Below are 20,954 nucleotides of genomic sequence, written 5' to 3' on the forward strand. Positions count from 1 at the left end.
AGCGTACCGGGCAAAACGGCGTGCGGCGGTTTCGGCGGGCGCGCGTCGCGAAGTCCCGCGAGAGTTCGCAGATCAGTGCAGCGGGTCCGGCGGCAGCCACTCCGGGTCGGGCGGCGGTTCGAAATCGGGCGGGAAATCGATGCCGGGCACGGGATCCCAGTGCGGGCCAGGGTGGGAATCGGCGCGCTCGGCGGACGCCGGCGCGGGGATCGGCGGCGCATCGGGGCCGGGTGGCGCTTCTGGGTCGGGCGGCGGTTCGAAGCCGGGTCCCGGGCTGTTGTCGAATCCGGTGGGCCCGGGTCGCCCCGAAGCGGCCGGGAGACGCAGCATTTCGACATCGGTGGGCTCGGCGGGGCCTGGATCGTCCTCGTCCGGTTCGGGCGGCAGCGGCGGCTGAGGCGGGGTCGGCGGGATCCGGATGGGGGCCGCGTCGGTGATGATGGCGGCGAGTTCGGCTGGTCCGGGCAGGTGTTCGGGGGCGATGGTGCGGCCGGTGCGGACGTAGTGGAAGGCGGCGACCGTCTCGGCCAGCAGGTCGGCTTCGGGGCGGCCGCTGCGAGCGGCCTCCAGGCGGGCCCAGGCCAGCCGGTAGACGGCGAGTTGGACGACGACCGAATCCTCTTCGGCGCGTTTGGGTTCCGCTCCGGTCTTCCAGTCCACGATGACCCAGGCACCGTCGGGGCGGCGGAAGACGGCGTCCATGCGGCCGCGAATCACGGTGCCCGCGATGGTGGTTTCGAAGGAGATCTCCACCTCGACGGGATTGCGGTCGGCCCACGGGGACGCGAGGAAGGCCTCCTGCAGGCGCATGAGATCGGCGTCGGTGTCGTTGATGTCGGCCGCGCCGGGCAGTTCCTCGAATCCGAGCAGGCGCGCGCCGCCGAACCAGCGCTGCAGCCAGGCATGGAAGGCGGTGCCGCGGCGGGTGTACGGGCTGGGCGGGTACGGGAGCGGGCGACGCAGGCGGGCGGCGAGTTTCGCGGGATCGGCGCTCAGGTCGACGAGGGCGGTGGCGGCCAGCTGGCCGGGCAGTTCGACCTCCCGGACGGCCTCTTCGGCGGCGCGGTGCTCGGCGATGAGGGCGCTGACATCCTCGGCCCAGCCTTCGGGATCCTCCTCGTCCGCGGGCTCGGAATCGGCTGCCGTGCCGCCGAATTCGGGGCCGAAGTCGAGTTCGGTCTGCTGCGGGCGGGATTCGTCGCGCAAGGTGTCGAGTGCGGCTTTGACCAGGGTCGCGCCCTCCTCCACGAATTCGCGGCGGGAGCCCAGCGGGTCACGCGGCCAGGTCGCGGTCTGCGGGTTGTCGGTGAACGGGTTGGGGGTGTCGGGCAGGGGCGGATCGTCCCAGCGGTCGATCTCGACGCCGTTCGCCAGTCGCGAGCCCGGGGACTCGGTCTCGCGTTTGAGTTCGAGCAGGAAAGCGGAGGGGCCCTTGGGTTTCGAGCCGGTCTCCGACCAGTGGTGGGCAGAGACGAACAGGGCGCGCTCGGTGCGGGTGAGAGCCACGTAGAACAGGCGGCGTTCCTCGTCGAGGCGGCGGGCGGCGAGGGCCTTCTTGTGCTCGTCGAGGGCGCGTTCCAGGTCGGCGCGATCGTAGAGATCGTCCAGACCGAGGACGGGGACGCCATCGGTGGCGTCCTCCTGCTCGCGGTCGCCGCGCAGCGCGGTGGGGAGTTCGGCGAGCGCGCCCATCCAGGTGGCGGTGCCGGTGCCGGACGGGAAGGTGCCGTCCACCACGTGCGGAACCGCTACCACCTCCCATTCCAGTCCCTTGGCGGCGTGCACGGTGAGCACCTGCACGCGGTCGTGGGCAACCTCGACTTCGCCCGGCTCCAAACCGTTCTCGACTTCTTCGGCGGCGGCGAGGAAGTCGAGCAGGCCGGACAGGGAGGAGCGGTGGTCGGCGGAGTATCCGGCCACCACCTCGGCGAAGGCGTCGAGATGCTCGCGTCCGGCGGCGGCGTGGGTGCGGCGGGCCTGGGTCTCCACGCCGACGCCGATGGTGCGTTCCACATCGGCGACCAGTTCGGCGAGCGGCTGCCCGGCCCGCTCGCGCAGCGCCGACAGTTCCCGGCCGAGGGCGGTGATGCGAGCGAAGCCCTGGGCCGAATACTCGTCCGGCTCACCGGGATCGGCGATGGCGTCGCCGAGTCCGGCCTTCTCGGCGGGTTCGGGCGCGACCTCGCGCAGCGCCTCGTCCAGGGCGGCGGTGTCGGTGATGGCGTCGGTCTGCCCGGCCGGGCGGCGGATGGAGAGTTCCCGCGCGCGGCGGGACAGCGCCGCGATATCCGAGACGCCGATCCGCCAGCGCGCGCCGGTCAGGAGGCGCACCGCCGCGCTGCCCGCCGACGGGTCGGCGACCAGGCGCAGGGTGGCGACGATATCGGCGACCTCCGGTGTGTGCAGCAGTCCGCCCAGGCCGACGATCTCCACGGGCAATCCGCGATCCCGCAGGGCTTCCGCGAGGGGGGCGGCGTCGGCATTGCGCCGCACCAGCACCGCGGAGGTGGGTGGCGGCTTGTCCGCTTCGTCCGCGGCCTGCCATTCGGCGGCGATCCGATCGGCCACCCATTCCCGTTCCACCGCAACGGTTTCCGCCAGCGCCAAGGCGACCAGACCGGCCGTGGCGTCCGGCCGTGGCCGCAGGGCGTCCACCGTCACTCCCCCACCCCGTGCCGCTCGTTCGCGGAGGGGATCCGACACCAGGTTGGCCAGATCCAGCGCCTCCGGCGGATTCCGCCAGCTGGTGAGCAATGGCAGGATCGGCGCCGGAACCCCTGGCGCACTGGGGAAGTCGGTGGCGAAGCGCGGCAGGTTGGCGGCCGACGCCCCACGCCAGCCGTAGATGGACTGCATGGGGTCACCCACCGCCGTGACCGCGAGCCGGAGATCACCGTCCGGTTCGCTCTCCGCCGGGCGGGCGGCGCCGAAGAGGGACGACAGCAGGATGCGCTGGGAATGGCCCGTGTCCTGGTACTCGTCCAGGAGGACCAGACGGAAGCGATCCCGTTCGGCCGCGCCGACTTCCGCGTGGGTCGAGGCGAGGCGGGCGGAGAGTGACATCTGCGCGCCGAAGTCGAGGGCGCCGCGGCGGCGCAGTTCCTCGGCGAGGCGATCCACCAGGGGTAGCAGGGCGACGCGTTCGTGCTGGGCTTCGATCAGGTCGAGCAGGGCCTTCTTGGGGCCGCCCTTCTGGCGGGGGCCGGCGGGCAGGGTGTGGACCAGGCGCTCCAATTCCAGGTGGGCCGCGGCCAATTGCTGCGGCTCCACCAGGTGTTCGGCGAGCTGGCCGGAGAGGGCGAGCACGGCCTCGGTGACGCCGACGGGGCTGCGGTCGGTGTCGAGGTCACCGTCCCAGGTGGAGACGACACGGTAGGCGAGCTGCCACAGCTGGGTCTGGGTGAGCAGGGTGGCGGTGGGTTCGACCGGCAGCAGCAGGCCGTATTCGGTGAGCAGACGGCCCGCATACGAGTGGTAGGTGCTGATCTCCGGTTCGGAGGAGGTGAGCTGGGCGCGCAGGTGGCCGGTGGGGTCGATATCGCGCACCACCGGGGCTCCGGCCAGGCGGGCCAGGCGGGTGCGGATGCGCTGGGTGAGCTGCTGGGCGGCCTTGCGGGTGAAGGTGAGGCCCAGCACCTGTTCGGGTTCGACCAGGCCGTTGGCCACCATCCAGACCACGCGGGCGGCCATGGTCTCGGTCTTGCCGGCGCCCGCGCCCGCCACCACCAGGGTCGGACCCTGGGGTGCGGAGATGACGGCGGCTTGCTCGTCGGTCGGTGGCGGCAGGCCCAGCGCGTCGGCGAGCTGACGCGGGGTGATGCGCACTAGTCCGTCACCTGCCGGCCGGTGTCCTGCACGGGGCAGCTGCCGGCGACCTTGCAGTGACGGCACCCGTCATTGCGCATGGCGAGATAGCTGGGGCCCTTGGAGGCATCGGCGGCATCGTGGATGATGGTGCGCCAGGTGTCGATACCGTCGGCGTCCAGCGGCGGCTGAGTGCGCTGGGTCGCACCCTCCTTGCTGCTGGGCTTGGCCACGTAGACCAGGCGCGCGCCACCGGGTTCGCCCTCGCCGAGCGCGCCTTCGGCGGCGGCGACCTGATAGGTGGCCAGCTGGGCGTGCTCCTCGGCGGCCTGCTTGGAGATGGGGGTCTTGCCGGTCTTCACGTCGACGATGACGAAGCGGCCCAGGGCATCCCGCTCCACCCGGTCCACCCGGCCGCTGATCCGCACCGGCTGTTCACCGGGGCCACGGGCGGGCAGCACACAGTCCACGGGCACCTCGACGCCGATGGCGGTGAGTTCGTCGCGGGTGTTGCGCAGCCAAGCCAGGAAGGTGTCGACCATGCCCTCGGTGCGGCGCAGTTCCGCGCGCGAGTGCCAGTTATCGCCGTCGCGCGCGGTGGGGTCGACCTTCTTCCATGCCTTGGCCAGGGCCTGCTTGACCTGGTCCTCGCTGACCTGCCCGGCCAGCGCCTGCACCAGCGTGTGCACCAGATTACCTTTGAGCGCGTGCGGGTTCTCGCCGTCACCGCCGCCGTGGCGTTCCAGCGCCCAGCGCAGCGGGCAGGTCTTCAGCTGGTCGACGGTGGACGGCGACAGCGAGATCGCCCCATCCTCGCTGTCCCACAGCGGATTCGCGGAGGAGAGCTCCGCGGTGCCGTACCAGTCGTCCGGGTGCGCGCCCCGGACTCCGGCCTCGGCGAGTCGTGCCAGCTGCCGGGCCGCGCGCAGGCGACGCTCCGGCGTGGTCTCGGGATCGCAGGCGGCGGAACGTAATTCGGCGATGAGGGCGTGCATGGCCAATGCGCGACCCGGGTCCACCGGCGGCGGAATCCGGCCCGGCTGCCCGTCGGCGGCCTCGCGGTCCATTTCGGCCAGGAACCGGGACGGCACCAGATCCTGGTCCCCCGTGACGGATTCGACGGCGGTCACCAGCAGCGACCGGCGGGCCCGGCTGCACGCCACCAGCAGCAGCCGCCGCTCCTCGGCCAGCAGCGGCGCGGCCCGGCTCACCTTCTCGCCCGAACCGCCCACGCCCGCGAGCAGATCCACCAGCTCCTCGACACCCAGCAGGGTGCCGCGCGGCCGCAGATTGGGCCAGACGCCCTCCTGCACGGCCGCCACCGCCACGGTGTCCCATTCCCGCCCGGCGGCCGCGTGCGCGCTGCAGATGGTCACCGCCTCGCCCGGATCGGTGACGGGTGCGTTGTCCTGCGGAATCACCTGCTGCTCCAGGTATTCCACGAATCCCTCGATGGTGGCGCGCGGCAGCCGATCCACGTACGCGGCGGCCGCCTCGAACAACCCGACCACGGCGTCGAGATCCCGATCGGCCTGCATTCCGGACGCGCCCCCGCGCTCGGACTGCCCGACCCACCGCCGCTCCAGCGTCGAGCCCCGCCACACCCCCCACATCACGTCTTCCAGCCCGCCGCCGTCCCGCCGTACCTTCCGCGCCCGCCCCAGCGCCTCGAGCACCCGCCGCAGCGGCGCGGCCTCCACCGGCGTGAGCTTCTCCAGCATCACCCGATTCCCAGCCCCCACCAGCAGATCCCGCAGCATCTCCGCCGACGAGCGATCGAGGTCCGCGAATCGCGCTGCCTCCTCGTCGAATTCACCGACCGCATCGTGCTCGTCCGCGCCGCGCTCCGGGTAGCCGAGCTCCATGACCGTGCGCCGGATACCGCGCCGCAGCCGTCGCAGGCTGATCTGATCCGCACCACCCAGCGGCCCGGCGAGCAGATCGAGCGCATCGTCTGCGGTGAAGGAGATCGGCCGGGGGCGTCGGACCGATGTCGGATCACCCGCGGTCACGGCCCGCAGCGCCAGCAGCATCCACATCGCGCCCCGCCGCCGCGCGAGCGGAACATCGGCCGGCGGCTGCCGCACCGGAACTCCCGCCGCCAGCAGCGCCCGCCGCAGCGGTGCGAGCGACAACGGCACCGATCGCACGATCACCGCCATGCGGGACCAGGGCACTCCGTTGATGAGATGCGCACGCCGCAGATGGTCGGCGATGAGCGCCGCCTCCTTCGCGGGCGTCGTCAGCACCTGAACCCGTACTTCGCCAACGGATTGCGAAGCGCCCCAGTCGGTCTCGGCCGCACGTCGGCCGCCGGCCCGGCTACGTCCCGCACCGCCACGGGCGAGTGCGCTGTCCGGCGGCGGACCGGCGCCGTCGATCCGTCCATTCGGGCGATGTGTTCTGCCGTCGGCGCCGCCCGGTTCCGCGCCGAGGTCACCGTTTTCCCGCGGCCGGTCCGCGACGAGGTCGTGGAGGAAATCAGTGGCCGTGGACGTCGTGTGATCGGTCGGTGGTGTGCGGTGCGTGGCGGCCCCCGGAAGGCGGGCGGCGATGCGGTCGGCTACTTCCTGGATAGCTACGGCGCAGCGGTGGTTGTGGCGCAGGATGATTCGACGGTCGGCGGGGGCGTCGGGGTCGGCGGCGAAGCGGGGGTCGGCGCCGCGGAAGGTGTAGACGGCCTGATCGGGATCGGCGGCGATGACGGTGGTGGCGGCGCCGCCGCCCAGGGCGCGGATGAGCTGGGCGGCATGGGGATCGAGATGCTGGGCGTCGTCCACGAGAATGCAGTGCAGCCGATTACGTTCGGCGGCAAGGAGTTCCGGATCAGCGTGGAAGGCGTCGAGGGCGGCCGTGACAAGTTCGGCGGCGTCGAGCGCGGGGGCGCTGGCCTCGGGCACGTCCATGCCGACCGACCAGCGCAGCATCATGATCTGTTCGTAGCGTTCGGCGAAGCGACCGGCGGCGACCCATTCCGGACGCCGGTGCGCGCGGCCGAGTTCGATGAGATCCTCGGGGCCCAGACCGCGTTCGGTGGCGCGCAGCATGAGGTCCCGCAATTGTTCGGCGAATCCCGCGGCCGGCAGTGCGGGATGCAGCCGTTCGGGCCATCCCGCGGCGCCGTCGGCGAGGTCGCCGCGCAGCAGTTCCCGCACCACGATGTCCTGCTCGGATCCGGTGAGCAGCCGCGGCGGCGGATTGCCGTGCGCCGCCGCGAAGGAGCGCAGCAGCCCGAAGGCGTAGGAGTGGATGGTGCGCACCAGCGGACCGCGGGTGGCGCCGGGCACGCCGCCCAGGTCCGGATCGGCGGCGGCGACGCGGGCGGTGATGGCGGCACGCACGGCAGTGGCGGCGCGCTTGGTATAGGTGAGCACCAGCACCGATTCGGGTGCGGCGCCGGCCAGGATGCGGGTGGCGGCCAGATCCGCCAGGAGTGCGGTCTTGCCGGTCCCGGGCCCGCCGAGCACCTGCCAGGGCCGCCAGCCGGGGTCGGCGCCGAGGTCGTCGAACAGCGGCCGGAGGGCGGCGTCCCACTCCCGTGAGGGGGTCTCCGCCTCGGCCCGGCGCACCAATTGCACCGAGCTATCCGATCGCATCACGTCGGCTATTTCAACAGACCGCCCTGACAGATTTCGTTTGCCATGAGTTGGCCGTGCCGCCGATCACAATCCGGAAGCTGTTCAAATCGGGTGCAGGCAGCAGAATGGGCAGCGTGGTTGAGCTTCATTGTCATCGTTTCGGTCCCTCGACCGGTCCGGTCGTGCTGGCGTTGCACGGGTTGACGGGCCACGGCCGACGCTGGCAGGCGCTGGCCGACGAGCATCTCCCCGATGTCCGGATCATCGCACCGGATCTGCGGGGGCACGGGAGGTCGCCCGGCGTGCCGCCGTGGGATTTCGAGACTCTCGTCGATGATCTCGCGGAGCTGCTGGAGCGGGAGACGAGCGAACCCGTGGTGGTGCTCGGGCATTCGTTCGGCGCGGCGATCGCGGTGCATCTGGCGCATCGCCGGCCGGGCCTGGTGCGCGGGCTGGCGCTGCTGGATCCGGCCATCGGCCTGGAACCCGAGCGCATGCTCACCATCGCGAATTCCATGCTGGCGGCACCGGATTACGAGAGCGTCGAACAGGCTCGGTTCGACAAGCTGGAGACCGCGTGGGGCGAGGTGGACCCGGCGGTCCTGGACGCCGAACTGGCCGAGCATCTGGTGCCCACCGCGAACGGCCGTGTGGGCTGGCGCATGACCCTGCCGGCGATCATCGCCTTCTGGGGTGAGATCGCCCGTGACTTCGTGCTGCCACCGGCCGGCCTGCCGACGGTCATGGTGCAGGCGATGAAGGTGGATCCGCCCCTGGTGGCGCCCGGCTTCCGCGCGGCGCTCACCGCGCATCTGGGTGAGCGGCTCACGGTCCACGAATTCGATTGCGACCACATGGTCGCGCAGGCGCGACCGTCGCAGACCGCCGCGCTGGTCCGTACCCTGCTCTGACCGGAGAGGCGAAATGCCAACCACCGACGCCGAAGTCGAGCGAGTGCGGGAATTGGTCGCGGCCATTCCACCCGGCCGAGTCGCCACCTACGGCGATATCGCGGCCGCGGCGGGCCTGTCCACGCCCCGCACGGTCGGCTGGATCATGCGCACCGATTCCGCGGACCTGCCGTGGCATCGGGTGCTGCGCGCAAACGGCACGCCCGCACCACATTTGGCGCATCGGCAGCTGGCCGAACTGGCCGCCGAGGGCTGTCCCGTCGTCGACGGCCGAGTGGACCTGCGACGTGCCCGTTTCCGGTTCGCCGAAACCTGATACGCGCCACCCCGCCCGGCGGTTACCGTGAAAAGATGTCCACCCGTCTGGCGTGCGTGGTGTTCGATGCGGTCGAGCCCGCAGCGGCGGCCCGTTTCTGGGCCGAGCTACTGGGCTGGTTGGTGACGATCGATCGGCCCGGGTGGGTCGAGGTCGCCGCACCGGACCCGGACGGTCCGGACGTGGCACTCACTTTCCTCCGGGCGCGGCGGCCCAAGACCGCCAAGAACCGCATCCACCTGGATCTGTGCAGCCGTTCGCTGGACCACCAGGAGATGCAGGTGGACCGGGCGCTGTCGCTGGGCGCCCGCCGGCTCGACATCGGTCAAGGCGCGGTGCCGTGGGCGGTGCTGGCCGATCCCGAGGGCAATGAGTTCTGCGTGCTGGAGCCGCGTGAGCAGTATGTGGATACCGGCGCGGTCGCGGCCATCGTGATGGATACCCGGGACCCGTTGCGGCTGGCCGAGTTCTGGTCCGCCGCCTCCGGCTGGCCCCTCGCCCACCGGACCCCCCGCTACGCGGGTATCCGGGCCGCCACCGGGCAGGGCCCGTGGCTGGAATTCCTGCTCGAGCCGGCAGCGGCGGGTGCGCGCAGCCGTCTCCATCTGGATCTCGTCGCCTTCCCCTTCGACGATCCCGTCGAGGAGGCGGCCCGATTGCGGGCCGCGGGCGCGGTTCCGGTCGGCCCCGATACGCCGTCGTTCGGCGGCGAATCACCGGCTGATGAGCCGGTCCTGGTCCTGGCCGATCCGGAGACCAATGAATTCTGTCTGTTACGAGCGACTCTCGATTGACGCTACTGATGCCGACCGCTTCCCCACGGTGTATCGCTCAGGCCGCGCCGCGGTCGTAACGGCGGCGCTCGCGCGGCGAGAGGCCGCCCCAGATTCCGAAACGCTGATCATGGGTGAGCGCGTAGTCGAGGCATTCCTTACGGACCTCGCAGGAGGAGCAAATGCGCTTGGCCTCCCGGGTGGAGCCACCCTTGTCGGGAAAAAATGCCTCGGGATCGGTTTGGGTGCACAGCGCCTGCTGATGCCAGGATTCGTTCTCGGATCCGTCGCGGCGGGCGAGGGATTCGAACATGGCGTCGAAATTGGTGAAAAGCAGCTTCACTTCCTCTATCCCTTCAATAAGTTTCAGAAAGAAAAACGCGCGGTATGTTTTACGCGCGGCTCATTCCGCAGTCACCACTGACAGCGGCGAGACGGGCCTGCTCCCCATTGACGAAGATTCGACGAGCGTGAACGGCGGCCGGCGCACCCGACCATGGCGCGAGCGCGGTGGTGAACATGAGTTCGCACCAGCTCAATGCCGGAACCTCGCCACACGCGAGGGTATTCAACAGAGACAGTTCCTGATCACTGTCATTCCAAGCGGCGAACAGCCAGGCGGCATCCAGCCGGCCCAGGAATTCTTCGGCGTCTTCCGGAAGACCGAGCGGGGCGTCCACGGCGAGATGAACCACGGCGGAAATCGCGTGGCGCATCCGCGCATCCAGGCCGACCCCGTCGTGCAGCAGCAGGCCTTCGAGCGACTCCCGCAATCCCGCGCCGCGATCGATCCGGAAGTCGTTGCGTCGGGCTGCGGTGGTGACGTCGAACATTTGTTTCCTCCCTTGAAATTGCGCTTGTCCCAAAAGCGCCACGGCCTGATTTAAGGCGGCGCGTGATCTTGTTGTCCAGTTTTGAGGCAATCTGGGGCAAACCCCTAGCAGTACTGACACTGGCCAGTGTGGGTACCGGTCGGGAACGTCACCGAACGGTGCCTGGCACCACGCGGGCAAACGTATATGGAGTGGCCACTTCCGCCGTTTAGGGTCTGACCATGCCTTATGTGCGATCAGGTTCAGCAACAGTTCATTACGTGACCAGTGACGTCAACGGGCCGACCCTGCTGCTCGCCCATGGGTTCTTCATGGACGGGTCGATGTTCGAGCCGATGCGCGAATCCCTGGCAGACGCCGGTATCAATCTCGTAACGGTCGATGCACGGTGCCATGGCCGCACTCAGTCACCTGATGGCGAACCGTTCAGTTATTGGGATCTGGCGGCCGACGGATTGGCCGTTCTCGACGAACTCGGAATCGAGAAGGCCGTCGTGGGCGGAATGAGTCAGGGCGGCTATGCCGCATTGCGCATGGCATTGCTGGCGCCGGAGCGGGTACAGGGCCTGGCACTGATCGATACCGAGGCCACCGCGTGCAGTCCGGCCGAATTGGCTTACTACCGTGAATTCTTCGAGCGCTGGTCGGGTCCGGAACCGATGGCCCCGCTGGTCGCCGAATTGGCCCCGCAGCTCATCGGCGGCACCGATCCGCGGCTGTGGCGGGCCTGGACCAGCCGCTGGTACGACTCCGACCGCCAGAGCATCATGCCCGCCGCCCGGTGCCTGATGGACCGCCGCTCGGTGTTGCATCGGTTACCCGAGATCACCGCGCCGGCGCTGGTGGTGCGCGGCAGTCACGACACCAGCAGCACCGCCCAGAAGTCCGAGGCGCTGGCCACCGGACTGGCCGGGGCGGCCGGCGTGGTCACCATTCCGGGCGCGGGGCACGGCGCGGCCTGGACTCATCCGGAAGTGGTTGCGCCGCTGCTGATCCGGCTGGTCGAACGAGCCAATGCCCGGCGGGAGAACCGGCTGACGCGGGCGCTGTCGGCGCCGTGGCCGCGGATGCGCGGGGGACGAGAGATCCTGGCCGCGCAGTGACGGGAGCCCTCCAGCGGGAGGGTGCGCGGGGGAAGGCCGTGCCCACGGCGGTCACGGCCGGCCGGGACTCACCCGGCCTCGTGCCAGCTCGGGATGCCGAGGAAGATCTGAATCTGGCTGGGGTAGGCCGCGTTGAAGACGCTGAACAGCTGGACCGCGATATCGAAGCGCCGGTTCGTCTCGCGTTCGCGCAGGCGCATGGTGGCGCGGGGCCGTCCATATGCCGCGACACCCTCATCCCACATTTCACGGAAAAGTCCGAAACGTCCGAGTTCTGCGAGGAATTCAACCGACCAGGCGGTATCTCCAGAGCTCGCAATCAGACCGCGCAGCCAGTGCACGGTCAGCCGGACCTCCTCCTCCCACTCGACCATCACCTCGCGGGCGGCCTCGTTGCCCAGAAACCAGCGCAGAATATTGATATCCTGCTCCAGCCCGGGGAAAGCGCGAGAGTAGCTTTCGTTGCAGGCCAGCACATTCCAGCGGGTGTCGACGTAGGCGGCGAGATTTGGTTCGTGCAGCTCCAGGGCGCGGTGCATGTCGTCGGTGATTTCGCCGCGCAGTTGTTCCACGGAGGGGAATTCGCTCACGCCGAGTCCGGCCAGATCGAGCAGATGCCGGCGCTCGACGGCCGACAGCGGGGTTATTCGGTCCAGATATCGCAGCAGCGCATCCACCACTTCGCGGGTGGGATGGCCGCGATCACCCTTCTCCAAGTGGCTGATGTAGCTGGCGCTGACGCCGGCATTGAACGCCAGCCTTTCTCGTGATACGCCTCGTGCATCACGCAGGCGGCGTAGCAGCAGTCCGAATGTCGGCGGCTTCAGATCGTCGGAGTCCCTATCCGCTTTCACGCCCAGCACCACGCCGTTCCCTCTCCACAAACATTCAGCAAACCAACCTTCATCGGTCTGAATCCTCCCGGTACCGGACAGTGGGACCCGGTGTGACGCCTGGTGTGAACTGTGACGAACGCCGCATACTCCGCCAGTTCTCAGGTCGGATACTGCCATATGAGATTGTTCTCAAGGTTAAAACAAGACCATTTCTACTATGTGTCGCGCCACATCTCATAACGTGACGACTATCCGCAATTGCTTAGCAAGCGCAGGTTTCCGGGCGCGCCCAACAAGCTCCGAACAGCCTGCCACTACGATCTTCAACCATGCGCTGTGAACGTGGGACACGCCCCTACTCCGGATCATGCTCGTGACACCCGTCGACGCCATCGTGCTGGCCGGAGGCAAGGCCAGCCGGATGGGCGGGGTGGACAAGCCGGCCCTGGTGGTCGGCGGGCAGTCCATGCTGGACGCGGCCCTGGCGGCGGTCGCCGGCTGCGCGCGCACGGTGGTGGTGGGCCCGCATCGGCCCGAGCTGCCGCCGGAAGTCCTTCAGGCACAGGAGATACCGGCCGGAGCGGGCCCGGTGGCGGCCATCGCCGCGGGTCTGGGCGCTCTGGCCGGGTGCGATTTCCCCGCGGGGCTGATCGTGGTGCTGGCCGCGGACATGCCGTTCCTCAGTGCGGCGGCGGTGAACGAACTGCTGTCCCATGCAAGGGATTCCGGCAGTGACGCGGTCTTCGCCGCGGACGCGTCGGGCCGCCCGCAGTACCTGGTCGGCGTGTGGCGGCGCCCGGCACTGACCGCGGCACTGAAAGACCTGGATTCCCTGGTGAATCGGCCGATGAAGGCCCTGGTGCCGGTGGACACCGTGATGGTGACGCTGCCCGGCGTGGAGGACTGCGACACCCCCGAGGACGTGCGCCGGGCCCGGGCCGGGGCGGCCCGCACGGCCGCGCCGCTGTGGCTCGACGAGGCCCGCGACGTGCTGCGCGGCAGCATCATCCCGCTGCCGGTGCGCCGGACGGTGCTGCGCGCGGCGCGCGGCGCGACCCTGGCCGCGCCGCTGGCCGCCGCGGACGCCCTGCCGCGCTTCGACGTGTCGGCCATGGACGGGTACGCGGTGAGCGGCGACGGGCCCTGGCAGCTGCGCCGCGATATCGGCTTCGCGGGTGGTCAGCGGCCGGTGGGGCTGCTGGACGGCGAGGCGGTGCGGATCGCCACCGGCGCACACGTGCCCGACGGGACCAGTTCGGTGGTGCGCGACGAGTTCGTCCGCGTCGACGACGACGGCACGCTGTACCGGCTACCCGACACCCCGGTGCGCGAGGATGTGCGGCGCCGGGGCGAATACTGGCTTCCCGGTGCGGAAGTCGCGGCCGCGGGCACCGCGGTGACGGCGGCGCTGATCTCGGTGGCGGCCAGCGCGGAGGTCGCGGCGGCCGACGTGCGCGGACCGGTGCGCGCTCGAATCGTCATGACCGGCGACGAGATTCGCGGGGACGGGCCGCTGCACACCGGCCAGACCCGGGACTCGATCGGTCCCATCCTGCCCGACGTGCTGGCCTGGCACGGGGTCACCACCATCGATCGGGTGCACCTGCGCGACACCGCGAACGCCTTCGACGAGGTGCTGGCGGCGGCCGGTGATTGCGATCTGCTCGTCATCGTCGGCGCGACCGGCGGCGGGGCGGCCGATCAGCTGCGCTCGGCGCTGGATCGCTCCGACGCCACCATGCTGCTGCGGCGCCTGCGCCTGCGTCCCGGCGGTTCCACGGTGGCCGCTCAATTGGCCTCCGGCACCGTTGTTCTGGGCCTGCCGGGCAATCCGTTCGCGGCGATCGCCACCCTGCTGGCGCTGATCGGCGCGACCGTCGAGGGCATGACCGGCGCGACCCCGGCCCGCCCGATCATGGCCCCACTGGTCAATGCCGCCGAGCTGACCGCGCCGGTGGCGCGCATCGTCCCGGCCCAGGCACTGCCCACCGGCGGCTTCCGCGGCGACCTGAGCTTGCGCACCGCGCACCTGGCGGATCTGCTGCATCGCGAGGGCCTGGTGGTGGTCCCGGCCGACGCCGAGGACGGCGCGATGGCCGAATTCATCCCACTGCGTGGCTGATTCGGCCCGGTGGCACAGGGCCTCGATGACCATGGCGCCGGCCCGTACCCCACCCCGCTAGGCAGCGCAGAACCGCTGTACTCCAACGGATTTGCAGTGGTGATGCTCATCCGATCCGGGGGAGGCGGGTTCAGCCGGGGAGCCCGAGAATTGTCAGCAACTGACCCGGGTGAGTGGCGCTGTCCAATCGGCCGTGCTGGGCGTACATCTTGCGCCGGAGCCCGGTCACCGGATTCCGCAGATGCAGGGTCCATACGTGCGGCGCGAACTCCACGCCGCCCTCTGACCAGGCCTGACGGAATTTCGGGAATTTCCCTAGTTCGCGAATGAGATCGGCGAATCCGTCGGTATTACCCGACCGCCCGATCAATCCGCGCATCCAGCGGGCGACCCGGCGCGCGTCGGAATCCCAGTTCACCATCACCCGGGTCGCCAGGTCATTGGCGAAGAACCAGCGCAGCATATTGCCGTCCGCGACCAGGCCGGGGAAGGTGTCGTTCCAGGCGTCATTGCTGGCCAGCAGATTGGCCCGGATGTCGAGCAGGGCGGCCATATTCGGGCTGTGCAGCTCCAGGGCCCGGACCATCTCCGGGGTGACCGCGGCGCGCAGTTCCCGCACGCTGGGGAAGACGCCTGATCCCAGGCCCGCCAGGTCGCCGAGCTGCCGGCGGTCCTCGTGCGACAGCGGCTCCAGGCGGTGCAGGTAGCGGGTGAGCGCCTCGACCACTTCCCGCGTGGGGTTACCCCGGTCACCTTTCTCCAAATGCGTTATATAACTGGCGCTTACACCGGCGTTGAATGCCAGGCGCTCACGGGAAACACCGCGATTGTCACGGAGTCGGCGGAGCAGGTTTCCGAAGGTGGGTGCCTCGAGTTCCGGAAAATCCTGTCCACATACCGGTCTCGCGCCCACCTGGGTTCCTCCTTCACGGAATCCCGGTGGCCCACCTAGCCTCCCCGTGGAGGCACCGCCGAGATCTCCTTCGAGACGGATACTTACACAGGGTTGGACACCAACCGTTCAGCGGCGCAAATCCAATCAGTATCACCGGATACTCCTATTGGTATAGGTCCGGTGTGTCCGCGGCGCCGCTGCGGAATGCCTCTCCCCAAATTACTCTCATACCCCCAATGCCAGGGGCGGTTGGACGGACACGTTTTCGTCTCGACACGCGCGGGCCGGATCCGGGGCGGGGACCGCCGCCGGCGGGCGTCGCGGGTATCCGCGCGCGGATGCTGGAAACGACTGCGACCGAACCTGATTCGACGATTCGCCGGGCCGAGCCGGTGGCGGTCGCACCGGTGCGGAGCAGGCCCAGCACGGCGCGTGCAGTGAGGGACTTGCCGGAGCCGGATTCGCCGACCAGCGCACCGGTTTCGCCCCGCGCGGCGCGGATGCCGACGCCGTTCACCACGGTGCGTTCACCGAAACGCACGACGGGGTCCCGAATGTCTAGCAAGGTGTCGTCTGTCATCCGATCCACCGGGCACGGCCCAGCGCCTGGGCGACCCCCAGGGCGGCATCTGTCGACTACGGCTTCACCCTTCAAGCCAGCCACATAGTCCGGGACCGACATCCACATGCAGGTTCAAAGGTGAGGGGGCGGACCCGGCCCTTGGGTCGATCATCGTCGAGTCGACCAGCAATCTCGATGCCAATCCGGCCATGGCCGTCGGCCCGCTGCTGGTGGTCTCGGCGCTCAGCCTCGGCAGGTGCCCGGTCGGCTCGAAGAACTCCCCGCACTGCAGGGCGATCTTCACCCGCACCGACGCGTCGTACCTCGACAAACCCAGCGTCTGACGCAAGAACGGTACGACATCCTTCGCCGCACTGCCCTTGGGCAGGGAACGGTCGCAGGCTTCGATGATCAGCCGTGAATCCAGTGCGGACAGTTGGCGTTTGCAGGTTTCCAGGCGCTGCATCAACTCCACCACATCGCCATCGGCGAACGCGTCGAGGTTTGCGTGGAGGACGGAATTCGACAGGGCCTCGACGGCGGTAGCCAGTTCGGCGATACCGCACGTGTCGAGTGTCACCCCCATCGAATTCATGTGCTAATTCTATCGCCAACGGCAGCATGTCCGAACCCGAGATGTCCTGTATGCCAAGGTAATTCGGAAATCAATACTTCGAATCATCACCCTCTCAAAGAATTTCAGCGAACATAGCATTAAGCTCAGGCCCCGCCTGCGAGGGAATCGACAATTTTGACGATCCGCAGGGTACGGGTTTCCGGATTCTTCGCGTTTATAACGGCAGTGACGTGTTCACAGCGGTTGGTGCACGAGAGACGGTCGAAAGCGGCCCGCACACCCGGCCGCCCTAACGCGTCGGCGAGATCGTCGGGGACGTCTATGGTGCGTGGAGCGGTGTCACGTTCGACGGCGACCGCGACCTGGTCGCGGGCCCCCCTGCCGAGTTCGGTGCGGATCGCCTTCAGCGGGCCGAGGCACGGCCCTGCGCCCATGTTGGCGATGGAGCCGCGGTACGGGATGGCGTCGAAGGTTGGCCTGGACTGGGATGCGGCCTCCGCCGCCGAAGGCGGCGACGACGGGGGGATGGGGATGTATGCACCGCCGTTGACAGTCGGTCTCGATGACGCCGACAAATCGTTGCGTAGGTGAACGATATAGCGATCAACCAGCAATCCGAAAGTGTGTTAACAAATATTAAGTAACCGAGAACCAACCGTTTCGTAAGCTTCACCGCCACTGGCCCGGAACCCACTTCCGGGAACATGTTTCACCCCCTGCGAAGAGGTTTTCCCAGGTCGCGACCGGAAGGTGTGACCTCGGCCGCTACCCCGCAGTGACCGGAACATTGCGGCGATCTCACAGCTCACAAATGGCCTCCGAGCATTGTGAGCAAATCGTTTTGATGCCTCCCCCGGCGTCCCTACAGTCGAGCCAGCAGCCCGGTTTTCCAGCTCGAAGGGGGCGTTATGGCTATTACGCAGAACGGACACTCGTCCGCCGATGCGCTGCTTCGACTGGGGAAGTATTTCAACCGCGGCGAGGTATCCGGTGACCTGCGCACCCTGCACAAGGTGGGCGGGCGCGAGGCCGACGAGTTCTACCGTGATCGGTGGTCGCACGACAAAGTGGTGCGGTCCACGCACGGCGTGAACTGCACCGGTTCGTGCTCGTGGAAGATCTACGTCTCCGACGGTGTGATCACCTGGGAGTCGCAGCAGACCGACTACCCGAGCGTGGGCGCCGACAAGCCGGAGTACGAGCCGCGTGGCTGTCCGCGTGGCGCGTCCTTCTCCTGGTACACCTACTCCCCCGCGCGCATCCGCTACCCGTACGTGCGTGGCACGCTGCTGGAGTTGTACCGCGAGGCCAAGACCCGGCTCAAGGATCCGGTGCTGGCGTGGGAGTCCATCGTCGAGGACGCGGACCAGGCCAAGGCCTACAAGTCCGCGCGCGGCAAGGGCGGGTTCGTGCGCGCCGAATGGTGGGAAGCCGCCGAAATCGCCGCCGCCGCACACGTTTACACGGTCAAGAAGTACGGCCCGGACCGGGTGGCGGGGTTCTCGCCGATTCCGGCCATGTCCATGGTCTCGCACGCCGTCGGCGCGCGGTTCATCTCGCTGATCGGCGGCTCGATGCTGTCGTTCTACGACTGGTACGCCGACCTGCCCGTGGCCTCGCCGCAGGTCTTCGGCGACCAGACCGACGTGCCCGAGTCCGCCGACTGGTTCGACGCCGGCTACCTGATCATGTGGGGCTCCAATGTCCCGGTCACCCGAACCCCGGACGCCCACTACATGACCGAGGCCCGCTATCGCGGCCAGAAGGTCGTGGTGGTCTCCCCGGACTACGCCGACAACACGAAGTTCGCCGACGAGTGGGTGCCCGCGCGCCCGGGCACCGATGCCGCCCTGGCCATGGCCATGGGGCACGTGGTGCTGCGAGAGTTCTTCGTGGAGAAGCAGACTCCGTACTTCAACGACTACGTCAAGCGCTACACCGACCTGCCCTATCTGGTCGTGCTGGACGAGCACGAGGGCGGCTGGTCGACCGAAGGCGAATACAGCGGTCACACCTTCACGCCCGGCAAGTTCCTCACCGCCGCCGATCTCGGCCGTAGCGGTGAAGGCGTCGAGCATCAGACCGTATTGCTGGACTCGGACGGTGTTCCGCAGGTGCCCAATGGCTCACTGGGCCACCGCTTCAACGAGGCGGGCAAGGGGCGCTGGAATCTGGATTTGGGGGACACCGATCCCCTGCTGACCCTGCACGGACGCACCGATGACGTTGCGGCCGTGCAGTTCCCCCGCTTCGACGGGCCCGTCTCGGATGTCCTCACCCGCGGCGTGCCGACCACCGTCATCGCGGGGCGACGGGTGACGACGGTGTTCGACCTGTTGCTGGCGCAGTACGGCGTAGCCCGGTCCGGCCTGCCCGGCAGTTGGCCGACCGGCTATGACGATGCGACCCAGCCGTACACTCCCGCCTGGCAGGAGTCGATCACCGGCGTCCCCGCCCAACAGGCCGAACGTCTCGGCCGCGAATTCGCCGACAACGCCGAACGTTCCAAGGGCCGGTCCATGATCCTCATGGGCGCGGGCACCAACCACTGGTTCCACTCCGACCAGATCTACCGCTCCTTCTTCACCCTGACGCTGCTCACCGGCTGCCAGGGCGTGAACGGCGGCGGCTGGGCGCATTACGTGGGCCAGGAGAAGTGCCGGCCCGTGACCGGCTGGGCCACACTGGCTTTCGCCTCCGACTGGCAGCGGCCGCCGCGGCAGATGCAGGGCACCGTGTTCTGGTACCTGGCCAACAACCAGTGGCGCTACGACCCGTTCACCAGCGAATCGTTCGCCTCGCCGCTGAGCAAGGGCGCGTTCGCGGGGCGCACGGCCGCCGACAATATCGCGCTCGCTTCACGTCTGGGCTGGATGCCCGCGTACCCGACGCTGAACCGCAATCCGCTCGACCTCGTCGAGGAGGCCGAGCAGGCGGGCAAGACGCCCGCGGACTATGTGGTGGACGGCCTGAAGTCGGGCGATCTCCGCTTCGCCTGCGAGGACCCGGACGCGCCCGAGAACTTTCCGCGCGTGCTGACCGTGTGGCGCGCGAACCTATTGGGTTCGTCCGGCAAGGGCAACGAATACTTCCACAAGCATCTGCTCGGCGCTGACTCGAACCTGCAGACCACCGAGACCACCGGTGTCCGCCCGCAGGAACTGGAATGGCGGGACGAGGCCGCCACCGGCAAGCTGGACCTGCTGATGTCGATGGACTTCCGCATGACGTCCACGACCCTGTTCTCCGACATCGTGTTCCCGGCCGCCACCTGGTACGAGAAGCACGACCTGTCCTCCACCGACATGCACCCGTTCGTGCACGCCTTCTCCCCGGCCATCTCCCCGCCGTGGGAGGCCAAGACCGATTTCGAGGCCTTCCACCGCATCGCCCGCGGGTTCTCCTGGCTGGCAGAGAAGCACCTGGGCGTGCGCCAAGACCTGGTCGCGGTGCCACTGCAGCACGACACCGCCGACGCGATGGCACAGGCCGGCGGACGCGTACTGGACTGGAAATACGGCGAATGTGAACCCATCCCGGGTGTCACCATGCCGAAACTCGTTGTCGTCGAACGTGACTACCCGAAGGTCGCGGAGAAGATGGCCGCGCTCGGCCCACTCGTCGAAACACTGGGACTCACCACGAAGGGTGTCACCACCCTGCCCGATGCCGAGGTAGATTACCTGCGCGGCGTGAACGGCACTGTGGTTTCCGGTGTCGCGCAGGGCCGTCCGTCACTGGCCAAGGACACCCACGCGGCCGAGGCGATCCTGGCACTGTCCGGCACCACCAACGGCCGGCTCGCGGTGGAAGGGTTCCATGCGCTGGAACGGCGCACCGGAACCGAGCTGGCCGACCTGGCTGCCGAACACGAGGGAAAGCGAATCACCTTCGCCGACACGCAGGCCCGGCCCGTTCCGGTGATCACCTCACCGGAATGGTCCGGGAGCGAGACGGGCGGACGCCGGTATTCGCCGTTCACCATCAATGTGGAGCGGTCCAAGCCCTGGCACACCCTGACCGGACGGCAGCACTTCTACCTCGATCACGACTGGATGATGGAGCTGGGCGAGCAGCTGCCGATCTACCGGCCGCCGCTGGACATGACGGCGCTCTTCGCCGAACCCGGTATCGGCAATGTCGGTGAGGGCGGCGTGACCGTGCGGTACCTGACGCCGCACTCGAAGTGGTCGATCCACTCCGCCTACCAGGACAACCTGCACATGCTGACGCTCTCGCGCGGTGGTCAGGCGATCTGGATGTCGGACAGGGACGCCGCGAAAATTGGTGTCGCCGATAATGATTGGATCGAAGCGATCAACCGCAACGGCATCGTGGTGGCGCGCGCGATCGTGTCGCACCGCATGCCCGAGGGCACGGTGTTCATGTATCACGCCCAGGACCGCGCCGTGAACGTGCCCCGTATCGAGGGCACGGCGGAGGTCAAGCAGGGCAAGGGCAAGCGCGGCGGTATCCACAACGCGCTGACCCGGATCATGATCAAGCCCTCGCATCTCATCGGTGGCTACGCGCAGCAGTCGTTCGCGCTGAACTACCACGGCCCCACCGGAAATCAGCGCGACGAGGTCACCACGATTCGCAAGCGCAACCAAGAGGTGGAGTACTGACATGACTCCGACGAGG

14 protein-coding genes are annotated in these 20,954 nt (G+C 68.8%); 6 read left to right on the forward strand and 8 right to left on the reverse strand.

Going from position 1 to position 20,954, the window contains the following annotated elements:
- Positions 1-72: 72 nt before the first annotated feature.
- Positions 73-3,825: an ATP-dependent helicase gene (locus tag ON33_RS22010; RefSeq protein WP_083869181.1), complete on the reverse strand. Its 3,753-nt coding sequence runs from the start codon at positions 3,823-3,825 to the stop codon at positions 73-75.
- Positions 3,825-7,400 (reverse strand): ATP-dependent helicase, encoded by a 3,576-nt coding sequence (locus ON33_RS22015; protein WP_040860864.1) that lies wholly within the window; start codon positions 7,398-7,400, stop codon positions 3,825-3,827. The genes ON33_RS22010 and ON33_RS22015 overlap by 1 nt, the downstream gene beginning before the upstream one ends.
- Positions 7,401-7,507: 107 nt before the next feature.
- Here ON33_RS22015 and ON33_RS22020 point away from each other — a divergent pair, with 107 nt between their 5' ends.
- From ON33_RS22020 to ON33_RS22030, 3 genes are read left to right on the forward strand one after another with little or no spacing between them, the layout of a single operon-like run.
- A complete protein-coding gene (locus ON33_RS22020; RefSeq protein WP_040860865.1) occupies positions 7,508-8,293 on the forward strand; it encodes an alpha/beta fold hydrolase in 786 nt (261 codons plus the stop codon).
- 13 nt (positions 8,294-8,306) lie between these two features.
- Positions 8,307-8,609, forward strand: coding sequence for an MGMT family protein (locus ON33_RS22025; RefSeq protein WP_040860866.1), 303 nt, complete (start codon positions 8,307-8,309; stop codon positions 8,607-8,609).
- A gap of 35 nt (positions 8,610-8,644) precedes the next feature.
- Positions 8,645-9,403, forward strand: a complete 759-nt coding sequence (locus ON33_RS22030; protein ID WP_040860867.1) for a VOC family protein — start codon at positions 8,645-8,647, stop codon at positions 9,401-9,403.
- Between the two features lie 37 nt (positions 9,404-9,440).
- On the opposite strand, the gene ON33_RS22035 is transcribed toward ON33_RS22030, so the two are convergent.
- On the reverse strand, positions 9,441-9,725 hold the full coding sequence (locus tag ON33_RS22035) for a WhiB family transcriptional regulator (protein WP_281033228.1): 285 nt from the start codon (positions 9,723-9,725) through the stop codon (positions 9,441-9,443).
- 49 nt (positions 9,726-9,774) lie between these two features.
- Positions 9,775-10,215 (reverse strand): hypothetical protein, encoded by a 441-nt coding sequence (locus ON33_RS22040; protein ID WP_174391555.1) that lies wholly within the window; start codon positions 10,213-10,215, stop codon positions 9,775-9,777.
- A 260-nt stretch (positions 10,216-10,475) separates the two neighbouring features.
- On the opposite strand from ON33_RS22040, the gene ON33_RS22045 reads away from it, so the two are divergent.
- Positions 10,476-11,318, forward strand: a complete 843-nt coding sequence (locus ON33_RS22045) for an alpha/beta fold hydrolase (protein WP_245550654.1) — start codon at positions 10,476-10,478, stop codon at positions 11,316-11,318.
- Between the two features lie 68 nt (positions 11,319-11,386).
- On the opposite strand, the gene ON33_RS22050 is transcribed toward ON33_RS22045, so the two are convergent.
- Positions 11,387-12,184 carry an MmyB family transcriptional regulator gene (locus ON33_RS22050; protein ID WP_245550655.1) on the reverse strand — a complete coding sequence of 266 codons (798 nt, stop codon included), beginning with the start codon at positions 12,182-12,184 and terminating at the stop codon, positions 11,387-11,389.
- 337 nt (positions 12,185-12,521) lie between these two features.
- On the opposite strand from ON33_RS22050, the gene ON33_RS22055 reads away from it, so the two are divergent.
- Complete coding sequence (locus tag ON33_RS22055; protein WP_040860869.1) at positions 12,522-14,276, forward strand: NTP transferase domain-containing protein; 1,755 nt, start codon at positions 12,522-12,524, stop codon at positions 14,274-14,276.
- A gap of 130 nt (positions 14,277-14,406) precedes the next feature.
- Here ON33_RS22055 and ON33_RS22060 read toward each other — a convergent pair whose 3' ends face one another.
- The 3 genes from ON33_RS22060 to ON33_RS43495 form a co-directional block, all read right to left on the reverse strand.
- The gene (locus tag ON33_RS22060; protein WP_085996815.1) at positions 14,407-15,189 is read right to left on the reverse strand and encodes a helix-turn-helix transcriptional regulator; all 783 of its coding nucleotides are present in this window, start codon (positions 15,187-15,189) and stop codon (positions 14,407-14,409) included.
- 626 nt (positions 15,190-15,815) lie between these two features.
- Positions 15,816-16,328 carry a hypothetical protein gene (locus tag ON33_RS41475; protein WP_040860870.1) on the reverse strand — a complete coding sequence of 171 codons (513 nt, stop codon included), beginning with the start codon at positions 16,326-16,328 and terminating at the stop codon, positions 15,816-15,818.
- Between the two features lie 125 nt (positions 16,329-16,453).
- Entirely contained in the window at positions 16,454-16,924 is a 471-nt protein-coding gene (locus tag ON33_RS43495) for a YdeI/OmpD-associated family protein (protein ID WP_245550656.1), read from the reverse strand.
- A gap of 294 nt (positions 16,925-17,218) precedes the next feature.
- On the opposite strand from ON33_RS43495, the gene ON33_RS22075 reads away from it, so the two are divergent.
- Complete coding sequence (locus ON33_RS22075) at positions 17,219-20,938, forward strand: nitrate reductase subunit alpha (protein WP_040860871.1); 3,720 nt, start codon at positions 17,219-17,221, stop codon at positions 20,936-20,938.
- Positions 20,939-20,954: the final 16 nt, after the last annotated feature.

Source organism: Nocardia niigatensis NBRC 100131 (genome assembly GCF_000308655.1).
GTDB lineage: Bacteria > Actinomycetota > Actinomycetes > Mycobacteriales > Mycobacteriaceae > Nocardia > Nocardia niigatensis.

Coding starts and splice junctions, on each gene's coding strand:
- ON33_RS22075 (WP_040860871.1), top strand. CDS start 17,219: ATGGCTATTACGCAGAACGGACACTCGTCCGCCGATGCGCTGCTTCGA.
- ON33_RS22020 (WP_040860865.1), top strand. CDS start 7,508: ATGGGCAGCGTGGTTGAGCTTCATTGTCATCGTTTCGGTCCCTCGACC.
- ON33_RS22030 (WP_040860867.1), top strand. CDS start 8,645: ATGTCCACCCGTCTGGCGTGCGTGGTGTTCGATGCGGTCGAGCCCGCA.
- ON33_RS22025 (WP_040860866.1), top strand. CDS start 8,307: ATGCCAACCACCGACGCCGAAGTCGAGCGAGTGCGGGAATTGGTCGCG.
- ON33_RS22055 (WP_040860869.1), top strand. CDS start 12,522: ATGCTCGTGACACCCGTCGACGCCATCGTGCTGGCCGGAGGCAAGGCC.
- ON33_RS41475 (WP_040860870.1), bottom strand. CDS start 16,328: ATGAATTCGATGGGGGTGACACTCGACACGTGCGGTATCGCCGAACTG.
- ON33_RS22015 (WP_040860864.1), bottom strand. CDS start 7,400: ATGCGATCGGATAGCTCGGTGCAATTGGTGCGCCGGGCCGAGGCGGAG.
- ON33_RS22040 (WP_174391555.1), bottom strand. CDS start 10,215: ATGTTCGACGTCACCACCGCAGCCCGACGCAACGACTTCCGGATCGAT.